We start from the raw sequence: 24,501 nt of genomic DNA, 5'->3' as shown, positions 1-24,501 counted from the left end.
GGAGGTCACCCGATGAAGTTCGCCCACGCCATTTTGCTCGCTGGTCTGCTGGCCGGCAGTGCCCACGCCCAGACGATGAAGCCTGGGCTGTGGGAGTTCAAGCAGACACCGCAGCTCGACCCGGCCCGCCAGGCCCAGATGGCCCAGGGCCAGAAGGCCATGGAGTCCATGCCTCCCGAGCAACGCCGCATGATGGAACAGATGATGGCCCAGCGCGGCGTCAGCATGAACATGGCCGGCGGCGCCATCACCATCAAGACCTGCATCACCAAGGAGCAGGCCGAGCGCAACATGGCGCCCGTGAACCACCACGGCAACTGCACCCAGGACATCAAGCGCAGCGGCAGCACCATCCAGACCCATTTCGTCTGCACCGACCCCGCTTCCGAGGGCGATGCGACGGTGACGCTGCGCGGCAATGAAGGATTCGCGAACGATGTGACCATCCGCCGTCAGCGCCAGGGCAAGACGGAAACCACCAAGGTGAGCGGTGAAGGGCGTTGGCTCGGTGCCGACTGCGGCGACGTGCAGCCGATGAAGTCCTCCCAGGCCAGGCCTTGAAGCAAAAGCTTTCGCAGATCCTGTTCAGCCAGGGTTTCGGGACGCGCCGCCTGTGCGCGGGGCTGGTGTGGCACGGTGAGGTCAGCGTCAACGGCGAAGTCGTCGAAGAGCCCGATACCGAGTTCGAGACGGCGGGGCTTCGCTTCTCCGTCAATGGCCAGGAATGGCCCTGCTTCGACAAGGCGCTGGTGCTGCTCAACAAGCCGGCCGGCTATGAATGCTCGCAAAAGCCCAAGCACCATCCCAGCGTGCTGAGCCTGCTGCCGGCGCCACTGCGCGAGCGCGGCGTGCAGCCCATCGGTCGCCTGGACGAGGACACGACCGGCTTGCTGCTGCTGACCGACGACGGCACGCTCATCCACAAGCTCACATCGCCCAAGCACCATGTGCCCAAGGTCTATGAGGCGCGCTGCAAGCATCCGCTGACGGCGGCGATGGTCGAGCAGTTGCTGGCCGGCGTCGAGCTGAAGGAGCCTGAGGGCAAGGTCGCCGGCAAGTTCCAGCGCCCCCCCGAGATCAGCAAGGCCGAAGGCGCGGAAATCGTCGACGACACCCTGCTGCGGCTGACTCTCATCGAAGGAAAGTACCACCAGGTCAAGCGCATGGTCGCCGCCGTCGGCAACCGCGTGGAGGCGTTGCACCGTCCGCAGTTCGGTGCGCTGAGCCTGCCGGCCGACCTGAAGCCGGGGGAATGGCGCTGGGTCGCCAGCCCGGCCGAGGTCTGGGGACAATAGGCGCGATGCGAGTTTTCAGAGGCTTCCACCACCCCGGCATCGCACCCGCCTGCGCGCTGACCATCGGCAACTTCGACGGCGTGCACCGCGGCCACCAGGCCATGCTGGCCTTGCTGCAGTCGGAGGCCCGACATCGCGGCCTGCCGACATGCGTGATGAGCTTCGAGCCGCATCCGCGCGACTTCTTCGCCGCCAAGGCCGGCAAACCGGAACTCGCCCCCGCCCGCATTGCGCCGCTGCGCGACAAACTGGGCGAGCTGGAGCGCTGTGGCATCGACCAGGTCGTCATCCTGCGCTTCGACGAGGCCCTGGCCTCGCTGCCCGCTCAGGACTTCATCCGCCAGGTGCTCGTCGACGGACTGGGCGCGCGCTACGTCCTCGTCGGCGACGACTTCCGCTTCGGCGCCAAGCGCCAGGGCGATTACGCCACGCTGGACGCCGCCGGCCAGGCCCGCGGTTTCGACGTCGCCCGCATGATGAGCTACGAGGTGCACGGCCTGCGCGTCAGCAGCTCGGCCGTGCGCGAGGCCCTGGCCGCCGGCGACATGACCAAGGCCGCAGCCCTGCTGGGCCGGCCCTATGCAATCTCCGGTCACGTCGCTCATGGCCGCAAGCTCGGCCGCCAGCTGGGCGAGACCACCCCCGGCGCTGCCGACGGCTTTCGCACCCTCAACCTGCGCTTTCCGCACGACAAGCCGGCCGCCCACGGCATCTTCGCCGTTCTCGTCCATGGCCTGACGCCCGAGCCCCTGCCCGGCGTGGCCAGCCTGGGCAACCGGCCCACGGTCGAAGACGCCGGCCGCGTGCTGCTCGAAGTCCATTGCCTGGACTGGCCCCTGGCCGCCGAGGGGGGCTACGGTAAACTTGCCCGCGTGGAACTGCTGCTCAAACTTCGCGACGAAGCCAGGTACGACGGGCTGGAAGCGCTCACGGCCGCCATCCGCGCCGACACGGCTGCAGCGCGCGCCTTCCTGGCCACCCACGCCGCCCAGCGCCGCCAGACCACGCGCGACCGAATTTGAAGCGGCTCTCCGCCGCTCCTCGCTCGCCCTCCCGAATTCCGAATCGCCAGGCCCGCCCGCCTGGCCGCATGCCATGACCACCCCGGACTACCGCTCCACGCTCAACCTGCCCGACACGCCCTTCCCCATGCGCGGCGACCTGCCCAAGCGCGAACCGGGCTGGGTCAAGGCCTGGGACGAGCAAGGCCTGTACAAGCGGCTGCGCGATGCCCGCTGCGGCGCTCCGAAGTTCGTGCTGCACGACGGCCCGCCCTATGCCAACGGCCAGATCCACATCGGCCACGCCGCCAACAAGATCCTCAAGGACATGATCGTCAAGGCGCGCCAGCTGGCGGGCTTCGACGCGGCCTACATCCCCGGCTGGGACTGCCACGGCCTGCCCATCGAGAACCAGATCGAAAAGACCTTCGGCCGCGGCCTGCCGCGCGATGAGGTGCAGGCCAAGAGTCGCACCTACGCCACCGAGCAGATCGACGGCCAGCGCAGCGACTTCAAGCGCCTGGGCGTGCTGGGCGAGTGGGACAACCCGTACAAGACGATGAACTTCGCCAACGAGGCTGGCGAGATCCGCGTCCTCAAGCGGCTGTTCGAACGCGGCTTCGTCTACCGCGGCCTGAAGCCGGTCTACTGGTGCTTCGACTGCGGCTCGTCGCTGGCCGAGTTCGAGATCGAGTACGCCGACAAGCAGTCGCCCGCGGTCGACGTGGCCTTCCTGTCCGCCGAGCCCGAGAAGCTGGCCGCGGCATTTGGTGTCGCGCCGCTGACCAAGGACGCCTTCACCGTCATCTGGACGACCACTCCCTGGACCATCCCGGCCAACCAGGCGCTCAACCTCAACCCCGAGCTGCCCTACGCGTTGGTCGACACGCCCAAAGGCTACTTCGTCGTCGCCGAGGCGCTGGTGGAGAAGTGCCTGGCGCGCTGGCAACTCGAGGGCACGGCCGTGGCGACGGTGCCCGGCCGCAAGCTGGAACTGCTGAAGTTCAAGCATCCGCTGAGCGCAGTCCACCCCGGCTATGACCGCGAAAGCCCGGTCTACCTGGCCGACTACGCCACCGCTGAGGACGGCACCGGCGTCGTCCATTCCGCGCCCGCCTATGGCCTGGACGACTTCCAGAGCTGCGTCGCCCATGGCCTGGCCTTCGATGACATCCTGAACCCCGTGCAGGGCAACGGCGCCTATGCGGCCGACCTGCCGCTGTTCGGTGGCCAGCACATCTGGAAGGCCAATGCGGTCGTCGCCCAGACGCTGCTGGACAACGGCCGGTTGATGGCCCAGTCCAAGCTGACCCACAGCTACCCGCACTGCTGGCGTCACAAGACGCCCGTCATCTACCGCGCCGCCGCGCAGTGGTTCGTGCGCATGGACGAGGGCGACGGCCTGTTCACGACCGACAAGGCTCCCAAGAGCCTGCGCGAAACGGCCCTGGCCGCCATCGAGGCGACGAGCTTCTATCCCGAGAACGGCCGCGCCCGCCTGCACGACATGATCGCCGGCCGACCCGACTGGTGCATCTCGCGCCAGCGCAGCTGGGGCGTGCCCCTGCCCATCTTCCTGCACAAGGACACGGGCGAGGCGCATCCCAAGACGCTGGAGTTCATCGAGTGCGCCGCCCAGCTCGTCGAGCAGAACGGCATCGAAGCATGGTCCAAGCTCGACGCCGCCGAATGGCTGGGCGCCGAAGCAGCCCAGTACACCAAGGGCAACGACATCCTGGACGTCTGGTTCGACTCCGGCTCCACCTTCGAGCATGTGCTCAAGGGCAGCCACAAGGGCGCCGGCCACGACAGCGGCCCCGAGGCTGACCTCTACCTCGAAGGTCACGACCAGCACCGCGGCTGGTTCCACTCGTCGCTGCTGATCGCCTGCGCCCTCTACGGTCGCGCGCCCTACAAGGGCCTGCTGACCCATGGCTTCGTCGTCGACGGCCAGGGCCGCAAGATGAGCAAGTCCATGGGCAATGTCGTCGCCCCGCAAGCCGTGTCGGACAAGTTCGGCGCCGAGATCCTGCGCTTGTGGACGGCCGCGACCGACTACTCGGGCGACCTGGGCCTGGACGAGAAGATCCTCGCACGCGTGGTGGACAGCTACCGCCGCATCCGCAACACGCTGCGCTTCCTGCTCGCCAACGTCAGCGACTTCGATCCGGCGACGGACATGGTCGCTGCCCAAGACCTGCTGGAAGTCGACCGCTACGCCCTGGCCCGTGCGGCCGAACTGCAGGCCGACATCCTCGGCCACTTCGAGCGCTACGAGTTCCACCCGGTCGTCGCGAAGCTGCAGGTCTACTGCTCCGAAGACCTCGGCGCCTTCTACCTCGACGTGCTGAAGGACCGCCTCTACACGACGGCACCCAAGAGCCTGGCCCGCCGCTCGGCCCAGACGGCGCTGTGGCAGATCACGCACGCCATGCTGCGCTGGATGGCGCCCTTCCTCAGCTTCACCGCTGAAGAGGCGTGGCAGGTTTTTACCAAGGGCGACAGCATCTTCACCGAGACCTACTGGAACTTCGGCGCGACCGACGCAGGCCTGCTGGCCAAATGGACCCGCATCCACGAGATCCGCGACGAAGTCAACAAGGCCATCGAGGCGGTGCGCGTGACCGGTGCCGTCGGCGCCTCGTTGCAGGCCGAGCTGGTGCTGCAGGTCAACGAGCAGGACGAAGCGCTGTTGCGTAGTCTGGGCGCGGACCTTCGCTTCGTGTTCATCACGTCGGCGGTCAAGCTGGTGTCGGCCGCGCAGCTCGGCGTGGTCGTGACGCCCAGTGCCCATGCCAAGTGCGAGCGCTGCTGGCACTACCGCGCCGATGTGGGCAGCAACCCGGCCCACCCGACGCTGTGCGGGCGTTGCGACAGCAATCTGCACGGCGCGGGCGAGACCCGCACCGTGGCCTGATCCCCGTCAGGGGAAGGCGGGCACGTTCGGCTCCATCCCCTCGAAGTGCGCTTCGGGGTGGGTGCGTTCAAGCAGGCGCTCGATCTCGATAACGCGCGTGCGCGGCACATCGACGATGAGCAGGTATTGCCCGTCGGCGAGGGCTTCCTCAAAGCGTTTCAGGCGCCGGCTCGGCGTGGAGCTGCCGATCATGCTGGACGACCATGTGCCCAGCATGGCGCCCAGGGCCGCAAGGCCGATGACGACGGCCGCCGGCGAGGCCGCACTGATGGCCAGCGCCGCCGCCACGCCACCTGCCGCTCCCAGGCCTGAGCCGATCAGCGCTCCGCTCTGGGCCGCCTCGACGAGATCCGAGGTCTGCAGCACATTCGCCGCATGGAGGCCGTCCATGGGAGCCCCCTCGGTGGCAACGAAGTGGATGTGAGGCTCGGTGATGCGGGCGAGCAGCAGCTCGTCCATCGTGCGCCGCGCGCTGCCCAGATCGGGCAGCAGCCAGTAGATGCGTTTGCGCATGGTGTCCTCCAGGGACAAAGGGAGAACTCCGCTTCTACGCCGCTTCTCCTTCGCCTACAAGCCCGCCGCCGCGGGCAAGTTACATTGACGCCCCTCGCATCGCACTGCTGCCCATGGCTTCCCGCTCCTCTGCTCCCGCCGGCCTGACCCAATGGCTGCTAATCGCCGCCGTCATCATCCTGGCCGACCAGTTCACCAAGATCCTGATCCTGGGTGCCTTCCAGCTGGGTGACGTCCATCCAGTCACCCGCTTCTTCAACCTCGTGCGCGCTCACAACTACGGCGCCGCCTTCAGCTTCCTGCACGGCGCCTCGGGCTGGCAGCGCTGGTTCTTCCTCGGTCTGGGCCTCGCGGCTGCCGGTTTCATCACCTGGATGCTGCGCCGCCACGGCCACCAGAAGCTGTTCGCCTGGGCGCTGACCCTCATCCTCGGCGGCGCCTTGGGCAATGTCATCGACCGCGCCATCCACGGCTACGTCGTCGACTTCATCCAGGTCCACGCGGGCGGCTGGTATTTCCCCGCCTTCAACGTTGCGGACAGTGCGATCACCATCGGTGCCATCCTGTTGATCCTGGATGAACTGCGCCGTGTCCGACGCACCTGAACCCAATCCCCCCGGCTACGTCCCCTACGTCCCCGAGCCCGCCGTCGAGCTCGGCCCCAAGCTGCAGCACCTGCCACTGCTGGCACCGATCAGCTGGCTGAGGCTGGGCTGGGCCGACCTGCGCCGCGCCCCGGCCATCGGCGGCTTCTTCGGTGCCTGCTTCGCGCTGATGGGCCTGGCGGTGCTGATGGTGTTCCGCCACGCCCCCATCTACACGTTGGCCCTGTGCGCCGGCTTCGTGCTTCTGGGGCCGCTGCTGTGCCTGGGGCTCTACCAGGTCAGCCTGCGCCTGGAGCGCGGCGAGAAGCCCAGCATCGAGGACGCCCTCGGCGCCTGGATGACCAACGTCAGGCAGATCGCTATCTTCGGCTTCGTGCTGCTCATCCTGGAGATGCTCTGGGGCCGGGCGGCGCTGGTCGTCTTCGCGGTCAGCTTCAACGGCATGCCCGATTTCGCAGGCTCCCTGCACAAGCTGCTGAGCGCCGACACGCTGGGCTTCGTCACTGCCTACCTCGCCGTGGGTGCCGTCTTCGCCGGGCTGATCTTCGCGGTCAGCGTCATCGCCATGCCGCTGCTGCTGGACCGCGACACAGATGCCGTCACCGCCGGCCTGGCCAGCCTCAAGCTCTGCCTCACCCAGCCCGCCGTCATGCTGCTGTGGGGCGCCATCGTGGCGACGCTGACCGTGCTGGCCATGCTGCCCTGCTTTGCCGGCCTGCTCGTCGTCGGGCCCTGGCTGGGGCACGCCAGCTGGCACGCCTACCGGGCTGCGCTGGGTCAAGGGCAAGCCGTATAGCGCAGTAGTTCACGGCAACCCGCTGTGACATGCGGTGACAATCGCGCGCCGATTGCCGCCCCCATGCTCCTCGACTTCGCCAGCCTCAGCCATTACGACTGGCTCGACGTCCCCTTGTGGGTCTTCGATCCTGACCAGCAGCGCAACCTCTGGGCCAATGCCGCGGCCCTGCGCTTCTGGCATGCCGACAGCGCCGAGGAATTCCTGTCGCGCGACTTTTCCGAGCATGGCGACGCCGTGCGCGAGCGCCTGGCCGTCACGGCGGCCGATCACGCCCAGGGCAAGATCGTGCGCGAGCAGTGGACGCTATACCCCAAGGGCGAACCGACGACGGTGATGCTGGTCTCGCGCGGCATGCGCACGCCCGACCGCCGCCAGGTCATGCTGTTCGCCGCCGACTCGCTGGGCGGCGGCGCCGACCTGGCCATGCTGCGCGGCGTCGAGGCTCTGCAGCACACCTCGGTGCGCATCGCCGTCTTCGGCTTGCACGGTTCCGGCTCCGGCGAGCTGCTGATGCGCAACCCCGCCGCGGCGCTCACCTTCGGCGACACGCCGCCGCCGGTCGGTGGCAGCGAGTTCAGCCGCCTGTTCGCCTACCCCCTGGACGCCGACAGCATCCACAACCGCGTGCTGCGCGGCGAGGCCTGCCGCCAGGACGTCGAACTGCAAACACTGGACGGCGTGCGCTGGCATGCGCTGGACGCGCGGCCGATGCGCGACCCGGTCACCGGCGACACGGTGCTGCTGCTGAACGCCCGCGACATCGCCGACCTCAAGGCCAGCCAGGCCGCCCTTGTCGCCGCGCGCGAGGCCGCCGAGGCGGCCAGCCAGGCCAAGAGTTCCTTTCTGGCCAACATGAGCCACGAGATCCGCACACCGATGAACGGCGTGCTGGGGCTGACGGAGCTCGTGCTGCAGACCGACCTCGACGAACGCCAGCGCCGCTTCATCAGCATGGCCCACCAGTCCGCCAAGGGGCTGATGACCATCATCAACGACCTGCTGGACGTAGCCAAGATCGAGGCCGGCCGCATCATCATCGAGGAGGCCCCCTTCAGCCTGCACGACTGCCTGGGCGAAGCCCTGCAGCCGCTGCTGCTGCAGGCCCACGAAAAGCGCATCCAGCTGCACACGCGGGTGCAGCCCGGCGTGCCGTCCTGGCTGGTGGGCGACGCGCTGCGCCTGCGCCAGGTGCTCATCAACCTCGTCGGCAACGCCCTCAAGTTCACCGAGCACGGCGAGGTGCGCATCGAGATCGCGCTGGCCGAGGCACAAGAAGATGACCCGCCCGCCCGCCTGCGCCTGCGCGGCGCCGTGACGGACACCGGCATCGGCATGACGCGCGAGCAGATCGGCCTGATCTTCGACCCCTTCATCCAGGCCGACGGCAGCATCACGCGCCGCTACGGCGGCACGGGCCTGGGCCTGACCATCGTGCAGCGCCTGGTGGCCCTGATGGGCGGCGCCGTGAGCGTCGAAAGCACCCCCGGCCTCGGTTCCTGCTTCAGCTTCGAGATCGCGCTGCGGCGCATCATGTGAGCCGCAGCCGGCGCGCTCAGGGCAGCAACACCGCGCTGCCGGTCAGGCGGCGCGCTTCGAGGTCTCGATGGGCTTCGGCCACGTCGGCCAGTGCATAGCGCCGGTCGATGTGGATCTTGACCCGGCCGCCGGCCACCATGGCGAACAAGTCGTCGCCCATGGCCTGCGTGGCCTCGCGGGTGGCGATATGCGTGAACAGCGTCGGCCTAGTCACGTAAACCGAGCCCTTGGCCGCCAGCGTGCCCACGCTGAAGGGCGGCACCGGGCCTGAGGCCGCGCCGAAGCTGGCCAGCAGGCCGAAGGGCGCCAGGCTGTTCAGCGAGCCCTCCCAGGTGTCCGCGCCGACGGAGTCATAGACCACCTTGACGCCGCGGCCGCCGGTGATGTCCTTCACCCGTGCGGCGAAGTCCTCGCTGCGATAGTTGATTGCATGCGTCGCGCCGCTCTCCAGCACCAGCCGGCATTTGTCGTCGCTGCCGGCCGTGCCGATTAGCTGCAGGCCCAGCGCCCGCGCCCACTGGCAAGCGATCAGGCCCACGCCACCCGCCGCGGCATGGAAGAGCACGAAGTCGCCCGCCTGCAGCCCGCCCTGGGGCAGGGTCTTGCGCAGCAGGTACTGCACCGTCAGGCCCTTGAGCATCATGGCCGCACCGGTCTCGAAGCTGATCGCGTCGGGCAGCTTCAGAACGCACTTGGCCGGCATCACGCGGACCGTCGCGTACGCACCCGGCGGCTGGCTGGCATAGGCGGCACGGTCGCCGGCCTTCAGATGCGTGACGCCCTCGCCCACCGCCTCGACGACGCCCGCGCCCTCCATTCCTAAGCGCGCCGGCAGGGCCAGCGGGTAGGTGCCGTTGCGGTGGTAGACGTCGATGTAGTTCAGCCCGCAGGCCTGGTGTCGGATGCGGATCTCGCCGGGACCGGGGGCGCCCACGTCGACGTCCACCAGCTTCAGTTGTTCCGGACCGCCCGGGGCGTCGATGACCACGGCCTTTTCACTCATCACAGCTCTCCTTGTTGCGTTGTCGGCTATCGTGCCAGCCCTTTGCCGCGCGCGCAGCCGCCCGATGAAACTGACCCCACGCCTTGCCCTGCTGTTGACGCTGCCGCCGCTGCTGTGGGCCGGCAACGCGGTCGTCGGCCGGCTGGTGCGCAACGATATCCCGCCGATGACGCTGAACGGCCTGCGCTGGCTGCTCGCCCTGGTGCTGCTCGCGCCGCTGGCGCGCCGGCTGCTGGCGGACCCGCGCGAGGCGCTGGCGCGCTGGCGCGGCCTGGCCTGGCTGGGCTTTCTCGGCATGGGCTGCTACAACTCGCTGCAGTACCTGGCGCTGCACACCTCGTCGCCGCTGAACGTCACGCTCATCACCGCCAGCATGCCGGTATGGATGCTTGGCGTGGGGGCCTTGTTCTACGGCGTGCGGACCAAGCGCCGCCAGTTGACCGGCGCGGTGCTGTCGCTGCTGGGGGTGGCCGTCGTCATCGCGCGCGGCGACCCGGCCGCGCTGCTGGCCGTGCACTTCGTGCCGGGCGACCTGCTGATGCTGGTGGCCATCTTCACCTGGGCCGTCTACTCGTGGATGCTGGCACGGCCGGCGCCGGGACTGCGGCCGGGCGAGAAGCCGGACTGGAACTGGGCGGAGGCGCTGATGGCGCAGTTGATGTTCGGCGTCGTCTTCTCGGGTGTTGCGGCCGGCGTGGAGCAGGTCGTGGCGCCTGCCCCCATTCACTGGAGCCCCACCCTGCTGGCCGTGCTGGCCTATGTCGCCATCGGCCCGTCACTGATCGCCTACCGCTGCTGGGGTATCGGCGTGGCCGAGGCCGGGCCAGCGCTGGCGGGGTTCTTCGTCAACCTGACGCCCGTTTTCGCCGCCGTCATCTCGGCGGCGTTGCTGGGCGTGGCACCTGCCTGGTATCACGGGCTGGCCTTCGCGCTGATCGCGGCGGGCATCGTCGTGTCTTCCCGCTGATGCACGTCATTCATGCCGACGACCGACTGGTCGTCATCGACAAGCCTGCCGGCCTGCTCAGCGTGCCCGGCCGCATCGAGCCCGACTGCGCGAGCGCCCGAGTGCAGGCGCTCTTCCCTGATGCCCTCGTGGTGCATCGGCTCGACCAAGCCACCTCGGGCCTGCTGCTGTTCGCCCGCGGCGCGGATGCCCAGCGCGAGCTCAGTGCCGACTTCGCCGCGCGGCGCGTCGGCAAGCGCTACGTTGCCGTCGTCGCCGGGATGCTTGAAGGCGACGGGCTGATCGACCTGCCGCTGGCCGCCGACTGGCCCAACCGGCCACGCCAGCAGGTCGACCTCGCCCGAGGCAAGCCGTCGCAGACGCGCTGGCGCGTGCTGGCCCGCGAGGGCCCACACACCCGCGTCTCGCTGGAGCCCCTGACGGGCCGCAGCCACCAGTTGCGCGTCCACCTCGCACACCTGGGCCATGCCATCCTCGGCGACGCACTCTACGCAGCGCCGGACATCGCCGCCGCCAGCTCGCGCCTGCTCCTGCATGCCAGCGAGCTGCAGGTCGCCGGCCACCACTTCATCTGCCCCCCGGAGTTCTGAATGCACCTCTACATCGTCACCGGCAGCTCCCGCGGCCTGGGCGCGGCTCTCGTGCAGCAGCTCGCTGCGCCCGACCACCGCGTCATCGGCATCGCACGCCGCGCCAACCCGGCCCTGCAGGCCGAGCAGTGGACGCTGGACCTCGCCGACCCGCTGCCTGCCGCCGAGCGCCTGCAGGCCTGGCTGCGCACCCACGGCGGCTGGCAGAGCGCCACGCTGGTCAACAACGCCGCCCTGCTCAGCCAGCCTGGCCCGTTGGCGGAAACGGGGCTGGCCGAGCTGTCGGCGGCGCTGCGCGTGGGGCTGGAGGCGCCGGCGCTGCTGAGCCGCGTCTTCCTCGCCGAGACGACGGGCGTGCCGGTGCGCCGCATCCTCAACGTCTCCTCGGGCCTGGGCCGCCGCGCAATGGCCGGCAGCGCCGCCTACTGCGCCGTCAAGGCAGGGCTCGACCACCTCAGCCGCGCGCTGGCGCTGGAGGAGCCCGGCATCGGCGTCGTCTCCCTGGCACCGGGCGTCATCGACACCGACATGCAGGTCCAGCTGCGCGGCGCCGACCCCGCCCGCTTCACCGAGCAGGCCCGCTTCCAGGGCCTCAAGGATGGCGGCCAGCTGCAGACGGCCGACACGACGGCGACCTCGATCATCAGCTTTCTCATGCGGCCAGACTTCGGAAAAACCGTCGTCGCAGACATCCGGGACGCTTGAAAATGCTGAATAGAGCCTGCAGCTTGCAGCTCGCTTCCCAGCTTTCCGGAGACTCCTCTTGAACCGCATCTTCGCCGTAACCCTGGCCGCCCTGCTGGCCGTCGCCCTGCCCGCCCACGATGCCGAGGCGAAGCGCCTCTCCGGCGGCGGCATGAAGCGCAGCGTGCCCACGCAGACGGCGCCACAGACGCCGCCCACCCAGCAACCCGCCGCACCGCAGCAGGCCGCCCCGGCCAAGCAGGCAGCCGCAACACCCGCTGCTGCGCCCGCGGCTCCCAAGCGCTCCTGGCTGGGCCCCATCGCCGGCCTGGCCGCGGGCCTGGGCCTGGCCGCACTGGCCAGCCACTTCGGCTTCGGCGGCGAGCTGGCCAACCTGATGACGATGGTGCTGCTGGCCCTGGTGGCGGTCTTCGTCATCCGCTTCCTGGTGCGTCGCTTCGCCGCACCCAAGCCGCAGCTCGCCGGCGCCAACGGCGTGAACCTGCGCTCGACCGAGCCGGCGTGGAATGCGGCGCCCGCGGCTGCTGCCGGCACGACCGCGCCGATCACCGCGGCCCCCGCCGACTTCGACGCCGCCAGCTTCGAGAAGATCGCCAAGCAGGTCTTCATCCGCCTGCAGGCCGCCAACGACGCCAGCGACCAGGCCGACCTGCGCCGCTTCACGACGCCGCAGATGTACGCCAGCATCCAGCAGGAGCTACTGGCGCGCGGTAGCCAGGCCCAGCACACTGAGGTGCTGCAGCTCGACGCCCGCGTCGTCGACGTCGCCACCGAGGAAGGCCAGCAGGTCGTCTCCGTGCGTTTCTGGGGCTTGGTGCGCGAGCAGAGCGAGCAGGCAGCCCAGGACTTCGACGAAGTCTGGCATCTGGTCGAGTCGGGCGGGGGCTGGCTGATCGCCGGCATCCAGCAGACGGCCTGATGTGGACATGACGCCCGTCACAGCGGGTTAGCCCCGAGTCAAACCCCGTCGAGAATGGGCGCTTCGAGCGCCCATTCCCATTTTGAGGCCCCCATGAATCGCCTGCGTCTTTCCATCTACGCCCTCGGCACGGCATTGCTGGCCGCCTGCGCCTCCACGCCCCCCCCGGCCCCCGTCGTCACGCCGAACACCAACCTGGTCGTCCAGGGCATCCCGCCAGTGCCGCAGAGCCTGGCCGACGCCATCGGCCGCTACAACGACTTCCGCGGCCACGCCTTCTCCGACTGGCATCCGACCCAGCGCGAGATGCTGGTCAGCCACCGCAAGGCCGGCGCCAACACCGCCCAGATCTTCCGCGTGACGACGCCCGGGAGCGAGGGCGAGCAGCTGACCGATGGCATCGACCCCGTCACCCGCGCCACCTACGAGCCCCGCACGGGCCAGTACATCGTCTTCGAGCGCGCCACCGGCGGCAACGAGGTCGGCCAGATCTATCGCCTGCCGCTGACCCCGGCCGGCGCGCAGCCGGTGCTGCTGACCAGCCCCGACGAGCGCCATGCCATCAACACCTGGCTGCGCAAGAGCGGCCAGCTGATCTACTCCTCCGTGCCCATCGACCGCACCGCCCAGGGCGGCACGCGCGCCAAGATCACGACGACGCTGTGGCTGATGGACCCGCTCAAGCCGGAAGGCCGCCGCAAGCTGGCCGAGCTGGACGGTGGCGGCTGGGCCGCGAGCCGCCCCTCGCCCGACGAGCGCATGGTTTCGCTGACGCGCTATCTGTCGGCCAATGAATCGCAGATCTGGATGCTGGACCTGACCAGCGGCGTGGCCAGGCAGGTCGCGCCCGCCATCGTTAGCCAAGAGGCCAAGGCCACCTACTCGCCGGCCGGCTGGGCGCCTGACGGCCGCTCCCTGTGGATTGCCAGCGACCGCGCCGGCGAGTTCCGCGAGCTGATGAAGCTGGACCTGAACAGCGGCCGCATCGACCGCGTCAGCAACCACATCCCCTGGGACGTCAGCGGCGTCACGCTGACCGACGACGGTGCCAGGCTGGCCGCCCAGTTCAACGTCGACGGCCGCGACGAGCTGCATTTCTTCGACGCCGCCACGGCCAAGGAAGTGCCGCCACCCGCCACCCTGCCCAACGGCAACATCGGTGCGGCGTCCTACCACCATGGCCGCGGCGAGCTGGCCTTCTCGATCAGCAATGCCCAGGGCCCCAGCCAGATCTACTCGCTGGGCACGGACGGCAGGGTCCAGCAATGGACGCACGCCTCGGCCGCGCCCGGCCTCGACACCTCGGGTTTCAGCGAGCAGAAGATCGTGCGCTGGAAGAGCTTCGACGGCACGACGATCTCGGGACTGCTGACGGAGCCGCCCAAGAAGTTCTCCGGCAAGCGTCCGGTGCTGATCAGCATCCATGGTGGCCCCGAGTCGCAGGCCAGCTTCGGCTTCCTGGGCCGCAACGCCTACTACGTGCAGGAACTGGGCATGGCGCTGATCCAGCCCAACGTGCGCGGCTCCAGCGGCTACGGCAAGAGCTTCCTGGCCATGGACAACGGCTTCAAGCGCGAGGACTCGGTCAAGGACATCGGTGCCCTGCTCGACTGGATCGCCACCCAGCCCGACCTCGACGCCTCGCGCGTGCTCGTCACCGGCGGCAGCTACGGCGGCTACATGACGCTGGCCGTGTCGACCCACTACGCCGACCGCATCGCCGGCTCCATCGACGTCGTCGGCATCTCGCACTTCGTGACCTTCCTGAACAACACCGAGAGCTACCGCCGCGACCTGCGCCGCGTCGAATACGGCGACGAGCGCGACCCGGCCATGAAGGCCCATCTCGAGAAGATCTCGCCGCTGACCAACGCCGCCCGGATCAGGAAGCCACTCTTCGTCATTCAGGGCAAGAACGACCCGCGCGTGCCCTACACCGAGGCCGAGCAGATCGTGGCCACCGTGCGCCAGAGCGGCACGCCGGTCTGGTATCTGCGCGCCGAAAACGAAGGCCACGGCTTCCAGAAGAAGGACAACCAGGACTTCCAGTTCTACGCCACCGTGCTGTTCATGCAGCAGACAGTCTTGAAGTAGGCCGAATTGGACTTGCTCGGCCCGGTCAGCCCGCTGCCGGCGGTCGCCGGACTGCTGTTGGCCTTCGCCACGGCGGCCCTGCTGAACCGGCATGTCGACGCGCCGCCCGCGGCGGGCCGCTTCGCGAGCATCGACGGGCTGCGTGGCTACCTGGCCCTGGGCGTCTTCCTGCACCACGGCTGCATCTGGTACTTCTATGCCCACAGCGGCCAGTGGCAGCTTCCGCCATCGCAGCTTTACACCCATCTGGGCCACGGGAGCGTCGCGCTGTTCTTCATGATCACGGGGCTGCTGTTCTTCTCCAAGCTCCTGGACGCCCGCCGCAGGCCGCTGGACTGGCTGCGACTGCTGGTATCGCGGCTGCTGCGCCTGGTGCCGCTGTACCTCTTCGTCATGCTGCTGCTTTTTGCGACGGTCGCCGTGCTGTCCGGCGGCGAACTGCACGAGCCTGCACGCACCGTCGCCAAGCAGGCCCTGCGCTGGCTGGGCTTCACGATCTACGGCAACCCGCCCATCAACCTGGTCGAGGCGACCAAGATCGTCGTTGCCGGCGTGACCTGGTCGCTTCCCTATGAATGGTTCTTCTACGGCCTCCTGCCGCTGCTGGCACTGACGGTGGGCGTGCTACCACGCTGGCCCTACCTGCTGTTGGGCCTGGTGTCGCTGACGGCACTGCTGGCCTGGCATGCCCTGCCGGTGCATCTGTGGGCCTTCGCGGGCGGCATCGCCGCGGCGCTCGGCCGGCGCTCGCCGGCGCTGTGCCGCTGGGCTGCAGGCCGCATGGCCAGCCTGATGATCCTGGCCTGCCTGGGCGCCGCGGTGGCACTGTTCCCGCAGGCTACCGACTACGGCTCGCTGGCCCTGGTCGCATTCGCTTTCGTGCTGATCGCCTGCGGCAACGACCTCTTCGGCCTGCTGTGCCACCCGGCCTCCCGGCTGCTTGGCGAGGCGGCGTACAGCATCTATCTGCTGCATGGCCTCCTGCTGTTCGGCCTGCTGCACTTCGTGCTCGGCACGGATGCCCCCGGCGGCGCCCTGCCGGCCGCCGTGCACTGGGCCTGGGTGCTCGCGCTGGCGCCCCTCCTGGTGCTGGCCAGCCATGCGAGCTATCGCATCATCGAGGCGCCAGCAATGCGGGCCACCTCCAGCGTCACGCAAGCCCTGCGCCGTCGGATTCAGCGTTCCACAGGCACACAGACCGTATAGGCCGGCGGCTGTGGCCAGGCCGCCGGCGTGGGCGCGTCGCCGCGCCAGAGCCGGGCGTTGATCCACCCGCCATGCCCCACAACCAGCGCACAGGGCGGCCTCCAGGCCGCGGCGCGGGCCAGCAACACGTTCAGCGTCTCGCCCCCACCGAAATCAAAGCCACAGAAATCGGACATCCAGCGCTCGAACTCCGCGGGTGCGATGTCGCGCCAGGAGCGGCCATCCCAATGTCCGAAGTCCATTTCAGTCAGGTCGGCATCAACTCGCCAGCCAAAGCCCCAGCGCTTCAGCCATCGCCCCACGCTGGCCGCGCGCTGCAGCGGCGAGGTGACGACCTCGCGCGGCAGCCCACGTCGACGCGCATGCGTGCGGATGCGGTGCGCTAGCCGCTTGGCCTTGCGAGGGTCCACCGCCAGGTCCGTGCGACCGCCGATGCAGCGCCCCTCGGCCCCGCGCGGCCTTGGGTGGCGCCAGATCGTGAACGCCAGCATCAGACCGAAGCTGCGAAGGCCAGCAGCACGGCGATCTCGGCCAACTGCTCGGTGGCACCAAGGCCGTCTCCCGTGTAGCCTCCCAGGCGGCGCCGCAGCCAATGGCGCATCAGCAGTGCGGTGCCGGCCGCGGCAACCGCAGCTGCCAGCAATCGCATCGGCGGCACCCCCTGCCCGGACAGCGCCAGCGCCAGCAGGCCACACCAGCCCAGTGCGATCGCCAGGTTGCGCGGCGCGACTGCCAGGGCCAGCGGCTTGGCCTTGGCATGCTCGACGTCGCCTCCATAGGGCAAGCTGACCATGACGCCGACTGCCGCTGCGCGCGCAAAGGCATGGCTGACCAGCAGGGCCGCGACAACGCCCAACGCGGGCCGCGTCGCCAGCACAGCCAGCAAGGCGGCGCGCAGCAACAGCGACAGGACCAGGACCAGCGCGCCATAGCTGCCGATGCGCGAGTCCTTCATGATGGCCAGCGCCCTCTCGCGCGGCACGATGCCGCCGAGGGCATCGAAGGTGTCGGCAAGGCCGTCCTCGTGGAAACCACCGGTCAGCGCTACGGTCGCCACGAGCGCTAGTACCGCGGCCACCCAGGCTGGCCAGAACCGGGCGGCGCCCAGCAGCACGATCGCACCGGCGCCGCCTACCAGCGCACCAACCAGTGGGAAGTGCCGCACGCAGTCGTTCAGCCATGCCGGCTCGAAGCGGCCCAGCCGCACCGGCAGGCGGGTCAGGAACTGCAACGCGACGAGGAAGAGCCGCACCGGGCTATTCGCGGTTGCTGACGCCGGCGCTCTCGAAGCTGGCCATGTCCGCCAGCAAGGCGCAGGCGGCCGTCAGCAGCGGCCAGGCCAGGGCGGCGCCGCTGCCTTCGCCCAGGCGCAGGTCCAGGTCCAGCAGCGGGCGGGCGCCCAATTGCTGCAGCCAGCGCGCGTGGGGCCCTTCGGCAGAACGGTGGGCGAACACGCAGGCCGCCAGCACGCCCGGGCACAAAGCCTCAGCAAGCGCGACGGCGGCTGTCGTGATGAAGCCGTCGACGAGGACGACACGCCGCTGGGCGGCCGCGGCGATGACGCTGCCGGTCATCGTGACAATCTCGAATCCGCCCAGGGCGGCCGCGATCTCCATCGGCGTCTGCGCTGCGGCATTCACGGCCAGCGCCTCGTTCAGCACGGCGAGTTTGCGCGCCAGGCCGGCATCGTCCAGACCCGTGCCACGGCCGACGCAATCGGTCAACGGCAAGCCGGTCAGGCGCTGCATCAACAGGCTGGCCGAAGAGGTGTTGCCTATGCCCATCTCGCCCAGCAGCAACGCGTTGCCGGGCAGGCGCTCCGCCAGGGCCATGCCGTTGCGCAACGCGCGCTCGGCCTGTTCGGCCGACATCGCCGCACCGACACTCGCGTCGGCCGTGCCCGGCGCGATGCGAAGGTCGATGGCCCCCTCGGCCAGCGGCGCGTCGACGCCGCAGTCGGCGATGTTCAGCGCCAGGCCCTGCTGGCGCGCCAGCACCGAGACCGCCGCGCCACCGGCCAGCATATTGGCCACCATCTGCGGCGTGACCTCGCGCGGATAGGCCGATACGCCACGCTTTGACAGCCCATGGTCGGCCGCGTACACGACGAGCTGGGGCTGCCGCAGCACCGGCTTCCCGGCGCCCTGGATCAACGCCAGCTGCAACGCCAGCGCCTCGACGTGCCCGAGAGCGCCAAGCGGCTTGGTCTTGTGGTCGATAGCGTGCTGGACGCGCGCGGCGAGTCCGGGCTCGGCCAGAGCCGGCAACTCAGGAAAGTTCATGGAATCAGCCGACGAGGTTGGCGAGAGTCAGCAACGCCAGCAGCAGCATCCACAACACGACCGAACGCCAGACCAGGCCGACGACGCTCTGCAGATGGCCGAGCTGAGGCGGTGCCCCGGCCGTGGAGCCGGCAGCGCCGGTGGCGCCGGGTTCGGAGCCGGCATCGAAGGTCTTGCTGCGGTCAGGCGTGATGCCGGGCGCGGCCGCGCCACCCAGCTGCAGGCCGACGGCGCCGGCCGCCGACGCGAGGATGATGCCCTCGTTGGCGTGCAACCAAAGGGCGGCATCACGGCGCCAGCCGTTCACGGCTTCCTCGAAGTTGCCGACGATGGCAAAGCCCGTCGCCGTCAGCCGGGCGGGCAGGTGGTCGATCAAGCTGAAGGCCTGGCGCGACAGGGCCAGCAGCCGCGTGTTGGTGGGTGCATCGAGCGTGCGGCTCTTGAAGGCCCAGTATCGGCCGGCGAACTCGGCCATGCGGTAGAGCACCGCGCCGGCCGGGCCCAGGCCGATGGTGGAGCAGACGACGAACCAGAAGAACACGCCGAAGACGTGGCGGTGCGCAGCAAGCAGGGAATGCTCGATGACGTGGCGGATCAGCTCGGTGCGCGGCAGCTCGCTCGCGTCCAGGTGGCGCCACTCGGCCAGCAGCTGGCGCGCGGTCGCGTCGTCGCCGCGCTCCAGCGCGTCGCGGATGTCGGTGAAGTAATGGCTGAACTGGCGAAAGCCCAGCGTGAGGTAGAGGATGAGCACATCCAGACCCAGGGCCAGCAGCAGGCTGAAGTGGCGCAGGGTCAGGTAGACGGCAGTAACGGCCAGGCCGGGAACCAGCACCGTGATGGCCCAGACGATGGCGGCATGGTGCTCGTCGCCGGCGTCGAAGTTGCGTCCCGTCCAGCGCACCCAGGCGATGACGGACTGGTGCACCCGGTTGCCATGCCTCAGGGGCTTGAGTTGCTCACAGAGCAGAGCCAGCAGCACCGCGAAGAAATTCATGGGCCGGGATGATAGTGGCGCCCGGGGCGGGATCAGGTCGTCACGAGCAGTCGGTAGAGGTTGCGCAACATCGCGGCCGTCGCGCCCCAGATGAAGTATTCGCGCTCAGGCCCCTGCCAGGGCATGGACAGGAAGCGCCGAGCGGCCCCGGCGAACTCGAAACTGTGGTGCCGGTGATGGGCCGGGTTCATCAGGAAGGCCAGCGGTACCTCGAAGGCCTCGGCCACCTCGAAGGCGTCGAGCGTCAGCGTGAAGCCCGGCTCGACGAGGCCGACGACGGGCGTCACCTGAAAGGCCGTCACCGTCGAATAGATCGGCAACTGGCCGATGACCTCGATGTGGCGGCGCGACAGGCCGATCTCCTCCTCGGTTTCGCGCAGCGCCGTGGCGATGGGGTCATCGTCCTCGGGTTCGACACGGCCGCCGGGGAAGCTGATCTGGCCGGCATGGTCGCGCAGATGGTCGGTGCGCCGCGTCAGCAGCAGGTTCAGGCCGGCGTCACGCTGCACGAGAGGCACCAGCACCGCGGCGCCGGCTGGCTCGCGGCCGGCGAACAGGCCGCCATCGCCGGCGAACTCGGGCGTCCATGCCGAGGCGGCTTCCAGCCGCGTCCGGATGGACTCGGCGGTCAACGCCTCGGCAGGAACGGCCGGCAGGTGCGCGTCGACTCCCGTGACCGGCACGAGCTGGGGTTGGGTGATGGCAGGTCGGGTCATGCTTCAGAAAGACAAAAGCCGCCGAGAGCGTAGCTCCGGGCGGCTTTGGCGGTGTGAACCGGCCGATTAAGCCAGCTTCTCCTTGATACGAGCCGACTTGCCAGAACGCTCGCGGAGGTAGTACAGCTTGGCACGACGGACATCGCCGCGGCGCTTGACTTCGATCGAGGCGATCAGGGGGCTGTACAGCTGGAACGTGCGCTCCACGCCTTCGCCGCTGGAGATCTTGCGGACGATGAAGCTGCTGTTCAGGCCACGGTTGCGCTTGGCGATGACGACGCCTTCGTAGGCCTGCACGCGCTTGCGGCTGCCTTCAACGACGTTGACGCTGACAATCACGGTGTCGCCAGGGGCGAAGGACGGGATGGTCTTGTTCAGGCGAGCAATTTCTTCTTGCTCAAGGGTTTGGATCAGGTCCATCTGTACTCCTAAGGATCTTGGCGGCTCGCTATTTATCGGTTGGGTTTGCAGCCGAAAGCCTTTCGAAGTGATTCAAGGCTTTCAGTCCACTCGACCCGCCAGAGGATCGGACAGCCTACAAGTATAGCCCGGGCTTGTGGGTTTTGCCTAGATCTTGGCCAGGAAGGCCTCGTCGGCCTTGCTGAGCCGGCCGGCGGCTCGGGCCGCTTCGATCAACTCCGGCCGGCGCGCTGCCGTGATCGCCAGCGACTGCTCGCGGCGCCAGCGCCGGATGTCGGCATGGTGCCCGGACAGGAGTACGGCCGGCACTTCGCGGCCGTCGGTCAGGACTTCGGGCCGGCTGTAGTGCGGGCAATCCAGCAGACCATCGGAAAAGCTGTCCTGCTGGTGGGACTGGGCGTCGCCCAGCACGCCGTCCTGCAGGCGCGCCACGGCGTCCAGCAGCGCCAGTGCGGGCAGTTCGCCGCCAGACAGCACGAAGTCGCCCAGGCTGAGTTCCAGCGTCACATGGCGATCAAGCACGCGCTGGTCGATGCCCTCGTAGCGGCCGCACAGCAGGACAGCGCCGGGGCCGGCTGCGAGGGCCTGCACGCGCGCCTGGTCAATGCGGGCGCCCGTGGGCGTGAAGTGGATGACGGCCGGCGCTGTTTCGCCCCGGTCGGCCTTGACGGCGCTCAGCGCCTTTTCCAGCGGCTCGGCCAGCATGACCATGCCGGGGCCACCACCGTAGGTACGGTCGTCGACGCGGCGGTAGTTGTCCTCCGCGAAATCGCGCAGCGGCCACAGGCGCACGTCGACCTGGCGGCTCTCGAAGGCACGCCGCGTGACCCCATGCGTCAGATGCGGCGCGAACAGCTCCGGGAAGATTGTCAGGACGTCGAAGCGCATTGCGCCCGCCTTCAGAAGTCCACGCCCCAGTCGACGCGGATCTGCCGGGCTTGCAGGCTGACGTCGTCGACGAAGGCCTCGACGAAGGGGATCAGGCGCTCCTGATCCGGCTTGGCCGGCTCCTCGATGCCCGGCGGCAGGATGCGCAGCACCGCGTGCGGGCCAGTGTCGATAAGACCGATGACGCGCCCCAGAGCCTGGCCCTCGCGGTTGACGACGTCCAGGCCGATAAGGTCGATCCAGTAATACTCGTCGTCGCCGGTGCGGGGAAAGTCGGCGCGAGAAACCCACAGCTCCCAGCCACGCAGCGCCTCGGCGCCGTTGCGGTCGGTGATGCCGTCGGCGCTGGCGACGATGCCCTCGCCGTGCTCGCGCACGGACAGGACCTTCAGCGCCTGCCGCCCGGGCTTGGGGCCGTCGCTCTTCAGGAACCAGTGCTTGGCGTTGAAGAGGGCGTCGCCCTGGTTGGAGTAGGCCTGCACCTTGAACCAGCCCTTGACGCCCCAGGCGTCGAGGATGCGGCCAACCTGGATCAGGTCTTCCGGCCAACTGGCGTCAGAAGCAAAAGACGGCGCCGAAGCGCCGTCTTTCTGAGGCTTGTTGCCTGCCACGCCAGCTTAGGCGGCAGCGGCGGGGGCCACGGCAGCCGTCTTGGCCTCGCCCACCAGGCGGGCGACGGTAGGCGACAGCTGGGCGCCGACGCCGATCCAGTAGCTCACGCGATCCTGCTCGACGCGCAGCTTCTCGGCAGCGCCAGAAGCGACGGGGTTGTAGAAGCCGACGCGCTCGATGAAGCGGCCGTCACGGCGCTGGCGGCTGTTGGCGACGACGATGTTGTAGAAGGGGCGCTTCTTGGAGCCGCCGCGAGCCAGACGAATCACAACCATGATGTTTCCTAAAAATTGGGCGACCACCGCACGAGGAGACACTCAAGTAGCGACAAGTCGAAGAGCAGGAACCCCTGCCGGGGGAGGCACTGTAGATACGCCGCAGCCATCTGCGACCAGCGCCAAACCCAGCATTATAAACTCGACAAAGCCCATTTCCAGCAGTTCCTGAAACCGACAGATGTCACAGCCCTCCCCCGCCGCTCAGCCGCTGACGATTCGCCCCAGCACCGACGCCGACTTGCCCGCCATCCAGGCCATCTACGCCCAGGCCGTGCTGGAAGGCACCGGCACCTTCGAGACCGAGGTTCCCGGCGTTGACGAGATGGGACAGCGCCGCGCCGAAGTGCTCGGCCGCTCCCTGCCCTGGCTGGTGGCCGAGCGTGGCGGTCAGGTGCTTGGCTATGCGTATGCCAACTACTTCCGCCCTCGCCTCGCCTATCGCTTCTGTTTGGAAGACTCCATCTACCTGTCTCCCGCCGCCCAGGGCCAGGGCGTCGGCAGACTGCTGCTGGCCGAATTGATCGCCCGCTGCGAAGCCGCTGGCGCACGGCAGATGCTGGCCGTCATCGGCGACGCGAACAACGCAGGCTCGGTCGGCGTGCACACGGCATTGGGTTTTGAGCACACCGGCGTGCTCAAGAGTGCCGGCTGGAAGTTCGGCCGCTGGCTGGATGTCGTGCTGATGCAGCGCGCGCTGGGCCAGGGCGACAGCGCGGCTGCCGAATGAGCGGCGTCAAGCACAAGGCCGCAGCGACCTGGCTGGCGCTGCTGGTCGGCGCCTTCGGCCTGCACCGCTTCTACCTGCACGGCCTGAAGGATCGCTGGGCCTGGGCCTTCCCGTTGCCGACGCTGCTGGGCCTCGTCGGCGTGCAGCGGATGAACCACCTCGGGCAGGACGACCGGCTGGCCTGGGTGCTGATTCCGCTGCTGGGCGTCAGTCTCGTCGCCGCGCTGCTGGGCGGCATCGTCTATGGCCTGACGCCGGACGAGCGCTGGAACGAGCGCTTCAATGCGGGCAAGCCCGCATCGGCCGGAGGCTGGGCGGCCATCATTGGCGTCGTGCTCTGCCTGCTCATCGGCGGCACGACGTTAATGGCCACCATCGCCTTCAGCGCCCAGCGGTATTTCGAGTCGCAGGCCGGTCAGTAGATCGCGAAGCTGACCCAGTAGCAGACGCCGGCCATCAGCGCCGCGGCCGGGATCGTGAAGATCCAGGCCCAGACGATGCTGCCGGCCACGCCCCAGCGCACCGCCGAGGCACGCTGCACCGAGCCCACGCCGACGATGGCGCCGGTGATGGTGTGCGTCGTCGACACCGGGATGCCCAGCGCCGTGGCCAGGAACAGCGTGATGGCGCCGCCCGTCTCGGCGCAGAAGCCCCCGACCGGCTTGAGCTTGGTGATGCGCTGACCCATGGTCTGCACGATGCGCCAGCCACCGAACATCGTGCCCAGGCCGATGGCGATGTAGCAGGCCACGATGACCCAGCTGGGCGGCGCCTTCTCGCCCGCGCTGACCATGCCGGCCGCGATGAGCAGCATCCAGATCAGGCCGATGGTCTTTTGCGCGTCATTGCCGCCGTGGCCCAGGCTGTAGAGCCCGGCCGAGACCAGTTGCAGCCGGCGGAACCAGCGGTCGATGCGCAGCGGCGATTTGTGGCGACAGGCCCAGGCGACGATGACCATCATCAGCGAGCCGAGCAGAAAGCCCAGCAGCGGCGACACGATGATGAAGGCCACGGTCTTCCAGATGCCCGCGCCCACCAGCGACTGCGCGCCGGCTTTGGCAACGACGGCGCCGACGATGCCACCGATCAGCGCATGCGATGAAGACGACGGGATGCCCCACCACCAGGTGATGAAGTTCCAGGCAATGGCCCCGATCAGCGCGCCGAACACGACGTGGTGATCCACGACGCCCGGCTCGACGATGCCTTTGCCGATCGTGGCCGCCACCTTGAGCTGGAAGAAGGCGATGGCGACGACATTGAAGAAGGCGGCGAACAGCACGGCCTGCTGGGGTTTCAGCACGCCGGTGGAGACGACGGTGGCGATGGAGTTGGCCGCGTCGTGGAAGCCGTTCATGAAGTCGAACAGCAGGGCCAGCACGACGAGCAGGGCCACCACCCAGAAGGCGATCTCAGCGGATGCCATGGACGGGC

The 24,501-nt window shown here is 68.9% G+C and carries 27 protein-coding genes; 15 read left to right on the top strand and 12 right to left on the bottom strand.

Annotated features, from left to right (window positions below):
• Positions 1-12: 12 nt before the first annotated feature.
• From AC07VX_RS07125 to ileS, 4 genes are all read left to right on the top strand, one after another.
• Complete coding sequence (locus AC07VX_RS07125; protein ID WP_493164054.1) at positions 13-561, top strand: DUF3617 domain-containing protein; 549 nt, start codon at positions 13-15, stop codon at positions 559-561.
• Positions 558-1,295, top strand: a complete 738-nt coding sequence (locus tag AC07VX_RS07120) for a pseudouridine synthase (protein WP_493164053.1) — start codon at positions 558-560, stop codon at positions 1,293-1,295. The genes AC07VX_RS07125 and AC07VX_RS07120 overlap by 4 nt, the downstream gene beginning before the upstream one ends.
• Positions 1,296-1,300: 5 nt before the next feature.
• A complete protein-coding gene (locus AC07VX_RS07115; protein ID WP_493164052.1) occupies positions 1,301-2,317 on the top strand; it encodes a bifunctional riboflavin kinase/FAD synthetase in 1,017 nt (338 codons plus the stop codon).
• A gap of 73 nt (positions 2,318-2,390) precedes the next feature.
• Positions 2,391-5,213 carry an isoleucine--tRNA ligase gene (ileS, locus tag AC07VX_RS07110; RefSeq protein ID WP_493164051.1) on the top strand — a complete coding sequence of 941 codons (2,823 nt, stop codon included), beginning with the start codon at positions 2,391-2,393 and terminating at the stop codon, positions 5,211-5,213.
• Between the two features lie 6 nt (positions 5,214-5,219).
• Here ileS and AC07VX_RS07105 read toward each other — a convergent pair whose 3' ends face one another.
• Positions 5,220-5,726: a DUF1269 domain-containing protein gene (locus AC07VX_RS07105; protein WP_493164049.1), complete on the bottom strand. Its 507-nt coding sequence runs from the start codon at positions 5,724-5,726 to the stop codon at positions 5,220-5,222.
• Between the two features lie 113 nt (positions 5,727-5,839).
• Between AC07VX_RS07105 and lspA the strand changes: the two genes are divergently transcribed.
• The 3 genes from lspA (at position 5,840) to AC07VX_RS07090 (ending at position 8,666) form a co-directional block, all read left to right on the top strand.
• Complete coding sequence (gene lspA, locus AC07VX_RS07100; RefSeq protein ID WP_493164047.1) at positions 5,840-6,331, top strand: signal peptidase II; 492 nt, start codon at positions 5,840-5,842, stop codon at positions 6,329-6,331.
• Positions 6,315-7,127, top strand: a complete 813-nt coding sequence (locus AC07VX_RS07095; protein ID WP_493164045.1) for a DUF2189 domain-containing protein — start codon at positions 6,315-6,317, stop codon at positions 7,125-7,127. The genes lspA and AC07VX_RS07095 overlap by 17 nt, the downstream gene beginning before the upstream one ends.
• A 63-nt stretch (positions 7,128-7,190) precedes the next feature.
• Complete coding sequence (locus AC07VX_RS07090; protein ID WP_493164043.1) at positions 7,191-8,666, top strand: sensor histidine kinase; 1,476 nt, start codon at positions 7,191-7,193, stop codon at positions 8,664-8,666.
• Positions 8,667-8,682: 16 nt separating this feature from the next.
• Here the strand turns inward: AC07VX_RS07090 and AC07VX_RS07085 are convergent, their stop codons facing one another.
• Positions 8,683-9,669, bottom strand: a complete 987-nt coding sequence (locus tag AC07VX_RS07085) for a quinone oxidoreductase family protein (RefSeq protein WP_493164041.1) — start codon at positions 9,667-9,669, stop codon at positions 8,683-8,685.
• A gap of 64 nt (positions 9,670-9,733) precedes the next feature.
• Between AC07VX_RS07085 and AC07VX_RS07080 the strand changes: the two genes are divergently transcribed.
• The 6 genes from AC07VX_RS07080 (at position 9,734) to AC07VX_RS07055 (ending at position 16,150) form a co-directional block, all read left to right on the top strand.
• Positions 9,734-10,636 carry a DMT family transporter gene (locus AC07VX_RS07080; RefSeq protein WP_493164039.1) on the top strand — a complete coding sequence of 301 codons (903 nt, stop codon included), beginning with the start codon at positions 9,734-9,736 and terminating at the stop codon, positions 10,634-10,636.
• A complete protein-coding gene (locus tag AC07VX_RS07075; RefSeq protein WP_493164037.1) occupies positions 10,636-11,226 on the top strand; it encodes an RluA family pseudouridine synthase in 591 nt (196 codons plus the stop codon). Before AC07VX_RS07080 ends, AC07VX_RS07075 begins: the two co-directional genes overlap by 1 nt.
• A complete protein-coding gene (locus AC07VX_RS07070; RefSeq protein ID WP_493164035.1) occupies positions 11,227-11,931 on the top strand; it encodes an SDR family NAD(P)-dependent oxidoreductase in 705 nt (234 codons plus the stop codon).
• A 58-nt stretch (positions 11,932-11,989) separates the two neighbouring features.
• Positions 11,990-12,850, top strand: coding sequence for a Tim44 domain-containing protein (locus AC07VX_RS07065; protein ID WP_493164033.1), 861 nt, complete (start codon positions 11,990-11,992; stop codon positions 12,848-12,850).
• A 93-nt stretch (positions 12,851-12,943) separates the two neighbouring features.
• Positions 12,944-14,944: a S9 family peptidase gene (locus AC07VX_RS07060; protein ID WP_493164031.1), complete on the top strand. Its 2,001-nt coding sequence runs from the start codon at positions 12,944-12,946 to the stop codon at positions 14,942-14,944.
• Positions 14,945-14,950: 6 nt separating this feature from the next.
• Positions 14,951-16,150 (top strand): acyltransferase family protein, encoded by a 1,200-nt coding sequence (locus AC07VX_RS07055; protein WP_493164029.1) that lies wholly within the window; start codon positions 14,951-14,953, stop codon positions 16,148-16,150.
• Here AC07VX_RS07055 and AC07VX_RS07050 read toward each other — a convergent pair.
• From AC07VX_RS07050 to rpsP, 9 genes are all read right to left on the bottom strand, one after another.
• Positions 16,120-16,641, bottom strand: a complete 522-nt coding sequence (locus tag AC07VX_RS07050) for a histidine phosphatase family protein (protein ID WP_493164027.1) — start codon at positions 16,639-16,641, stop codon at positions 16,120-16,122. The two genes, AC07VX_RS07055 and AC07VX_RS07050, sit on opposite strands and share 31 nt — an antisense overlap.
• Complete coding sequence (gene cobS / locus AC07VX_RS07045; RefSeq protein ID WP_493164025.1) at positions 16,641-17,402, bottom strand: adenosylcobinamide-GDP ribazoletransferase; 762 nt, start codon at positions 17,400-17,402, stop codon at positions 16,641-16,643. Before cobS ends, AC07VX_RS07050 begins: the two co-directional genes overlap by 1 nt.
• Before the next feature lie 4 nt (positions 17,403-17,406).
• The gene (gene cobT, locus AC07VX_RS07040) at positions 17,407-18,432 is read right to left on the bottom strand and encodes a nicotinate-nucleotide--dimethylbenzimidazole phosphoribosyltransferase (protein WP_493164023.1); all 1,026 of its coding nucleotides are present in this window, start codon (positions 18,430-18,432) and stop codon (positions 17,407-17,409) included.
• Between the two features lie 4 nt (positions 18,433-18,436).
• Entirely contained in the window at positions 18,437-19,426 is a 990-nt protein-coding gene (locus tag AC07VX_RS07035) for a CobD/CbiB family protein (RefSeq protein WP_493164021.1), read from the bottom strand.
• Positions 19,427-19,458: 32 nt separating this feature from the next.
• Positions 19,459-20,142, bottom strand: a complete 684-nt coding sequence (locus tag AC07VX_RS07030) for a CoA pyrophosphatase (RefSeq protein ID WP_493164020.1) — start codon at positions 20,140-20,142, stop codon at positions 19,459-19,461.
• Positions 20,143-20,208: 66 nt separating this feature from the next.
• Positions 20,209-20,562, bottom strand: coding sequence for a 50S ribosomal protein L19 (rplS, locus tag AC07VX_RS07025; RefSeq protein ID WP_493164018.1), 354 nt, complete (start codon positions 20,560-20,562; stop codon positions 20,209-20,211).
• 147 nt (positions 20,563-20,709) lie between these two features.
• Positions 20,710-21,450, bottom strand: coding sequence for a tRNA (guanosine(37)-N1)-methyltransferase TrmD (gene trmD, locus AC07VX_RS07020; protein ID WP_493164017.1), 741 nt, complete (start codon positions 21,448-21,450; stop codon positions 20,710-20,712).
• A gap of 11 nt (positions 21,451-21,461) precedes the next feature.
• On the bottom strand, positions 21,462-22,061 hold the full coding sequence (gene rimM, locus AC07VX_RS07015) for a ribosome maturation factor RimM (protein WP_493164016.1): 600 nt from the start codon (positions 22,059-22,061) through the stop codon (positions 21,462-21,464).
• Between the two features lie 6 nt (positions 22,062-22,067).
• The gene (gene rpsP, locus AC07VX_RS07010; protein ID WP_268152360.1) at positions 22,068-22,337 is read right to left on the bottom strand and encodes a 30S ribosomal protein S16; all 270 of its coding nucleotides are present in this window, start codon (positions 22,335-22,337) and stop codon (positions 22,068-22,070) included.
• Positions 22,338-22,518: 181 nt separating this feature from the next.
• Here rpsP and AC07VX_RS07005 point away from each other — a divergent pair, with 181 nt between their 5' ends.
• Positions 22,519-23,067: a GNAT family N-acetyltransferase gene (locus AC07VX_RS07005; RefSeq protein ID WP_493164014.1), complete on the top strand. Its 549-nt coding sequence runs from the start codon at positions 22,519-22,521 to the stop codon at positions 23,065-23,067.
• Positions 23,064-23,489 (top strand): TM2 domain-containing protein, encoded by a 426-nt coding sequence (locus tag AC07VX_RS07000; protein WP_493164013.1) that lies wholly within the window; start codon positions 23,064-23,066, stop codon positions 23,487-23,489. The genes AC07VX_RS07005 and AC07VX_RS07000 overlap by 4 nt, the downstream gene beginning before the upstream one ends.
• Here AC07VX_RS07000 and AC07VX_RS06995 read toward each other — a convergent pair.
• Positions 23,483-24,493: an inorganic phosphate transporter gene (locus AC07VX_RS06995; protein ID WP_493164012.1), complete on the bottom strand. Its 1,011-nt coding sequence runs from the start codon at positions 24,491-24,493 to the stop codon at positions 23,483-23,485. The genes AC07VX_RS07000 and AC07VX_RS06995 overlap by 7 nt on opposite strands.
• Between the last annotated feature and the right edge of the window lie 8 nt (positions 24,494-24,501).

The organism is Roseateles sp. GW821-FHT03B02, assembly GCF_059421025.1.
The sequence above is the reverse complement of the archived record's forward strand: the minus strand, read 5'-3'. Positions and strand labels throughout refer to the sequence as shown.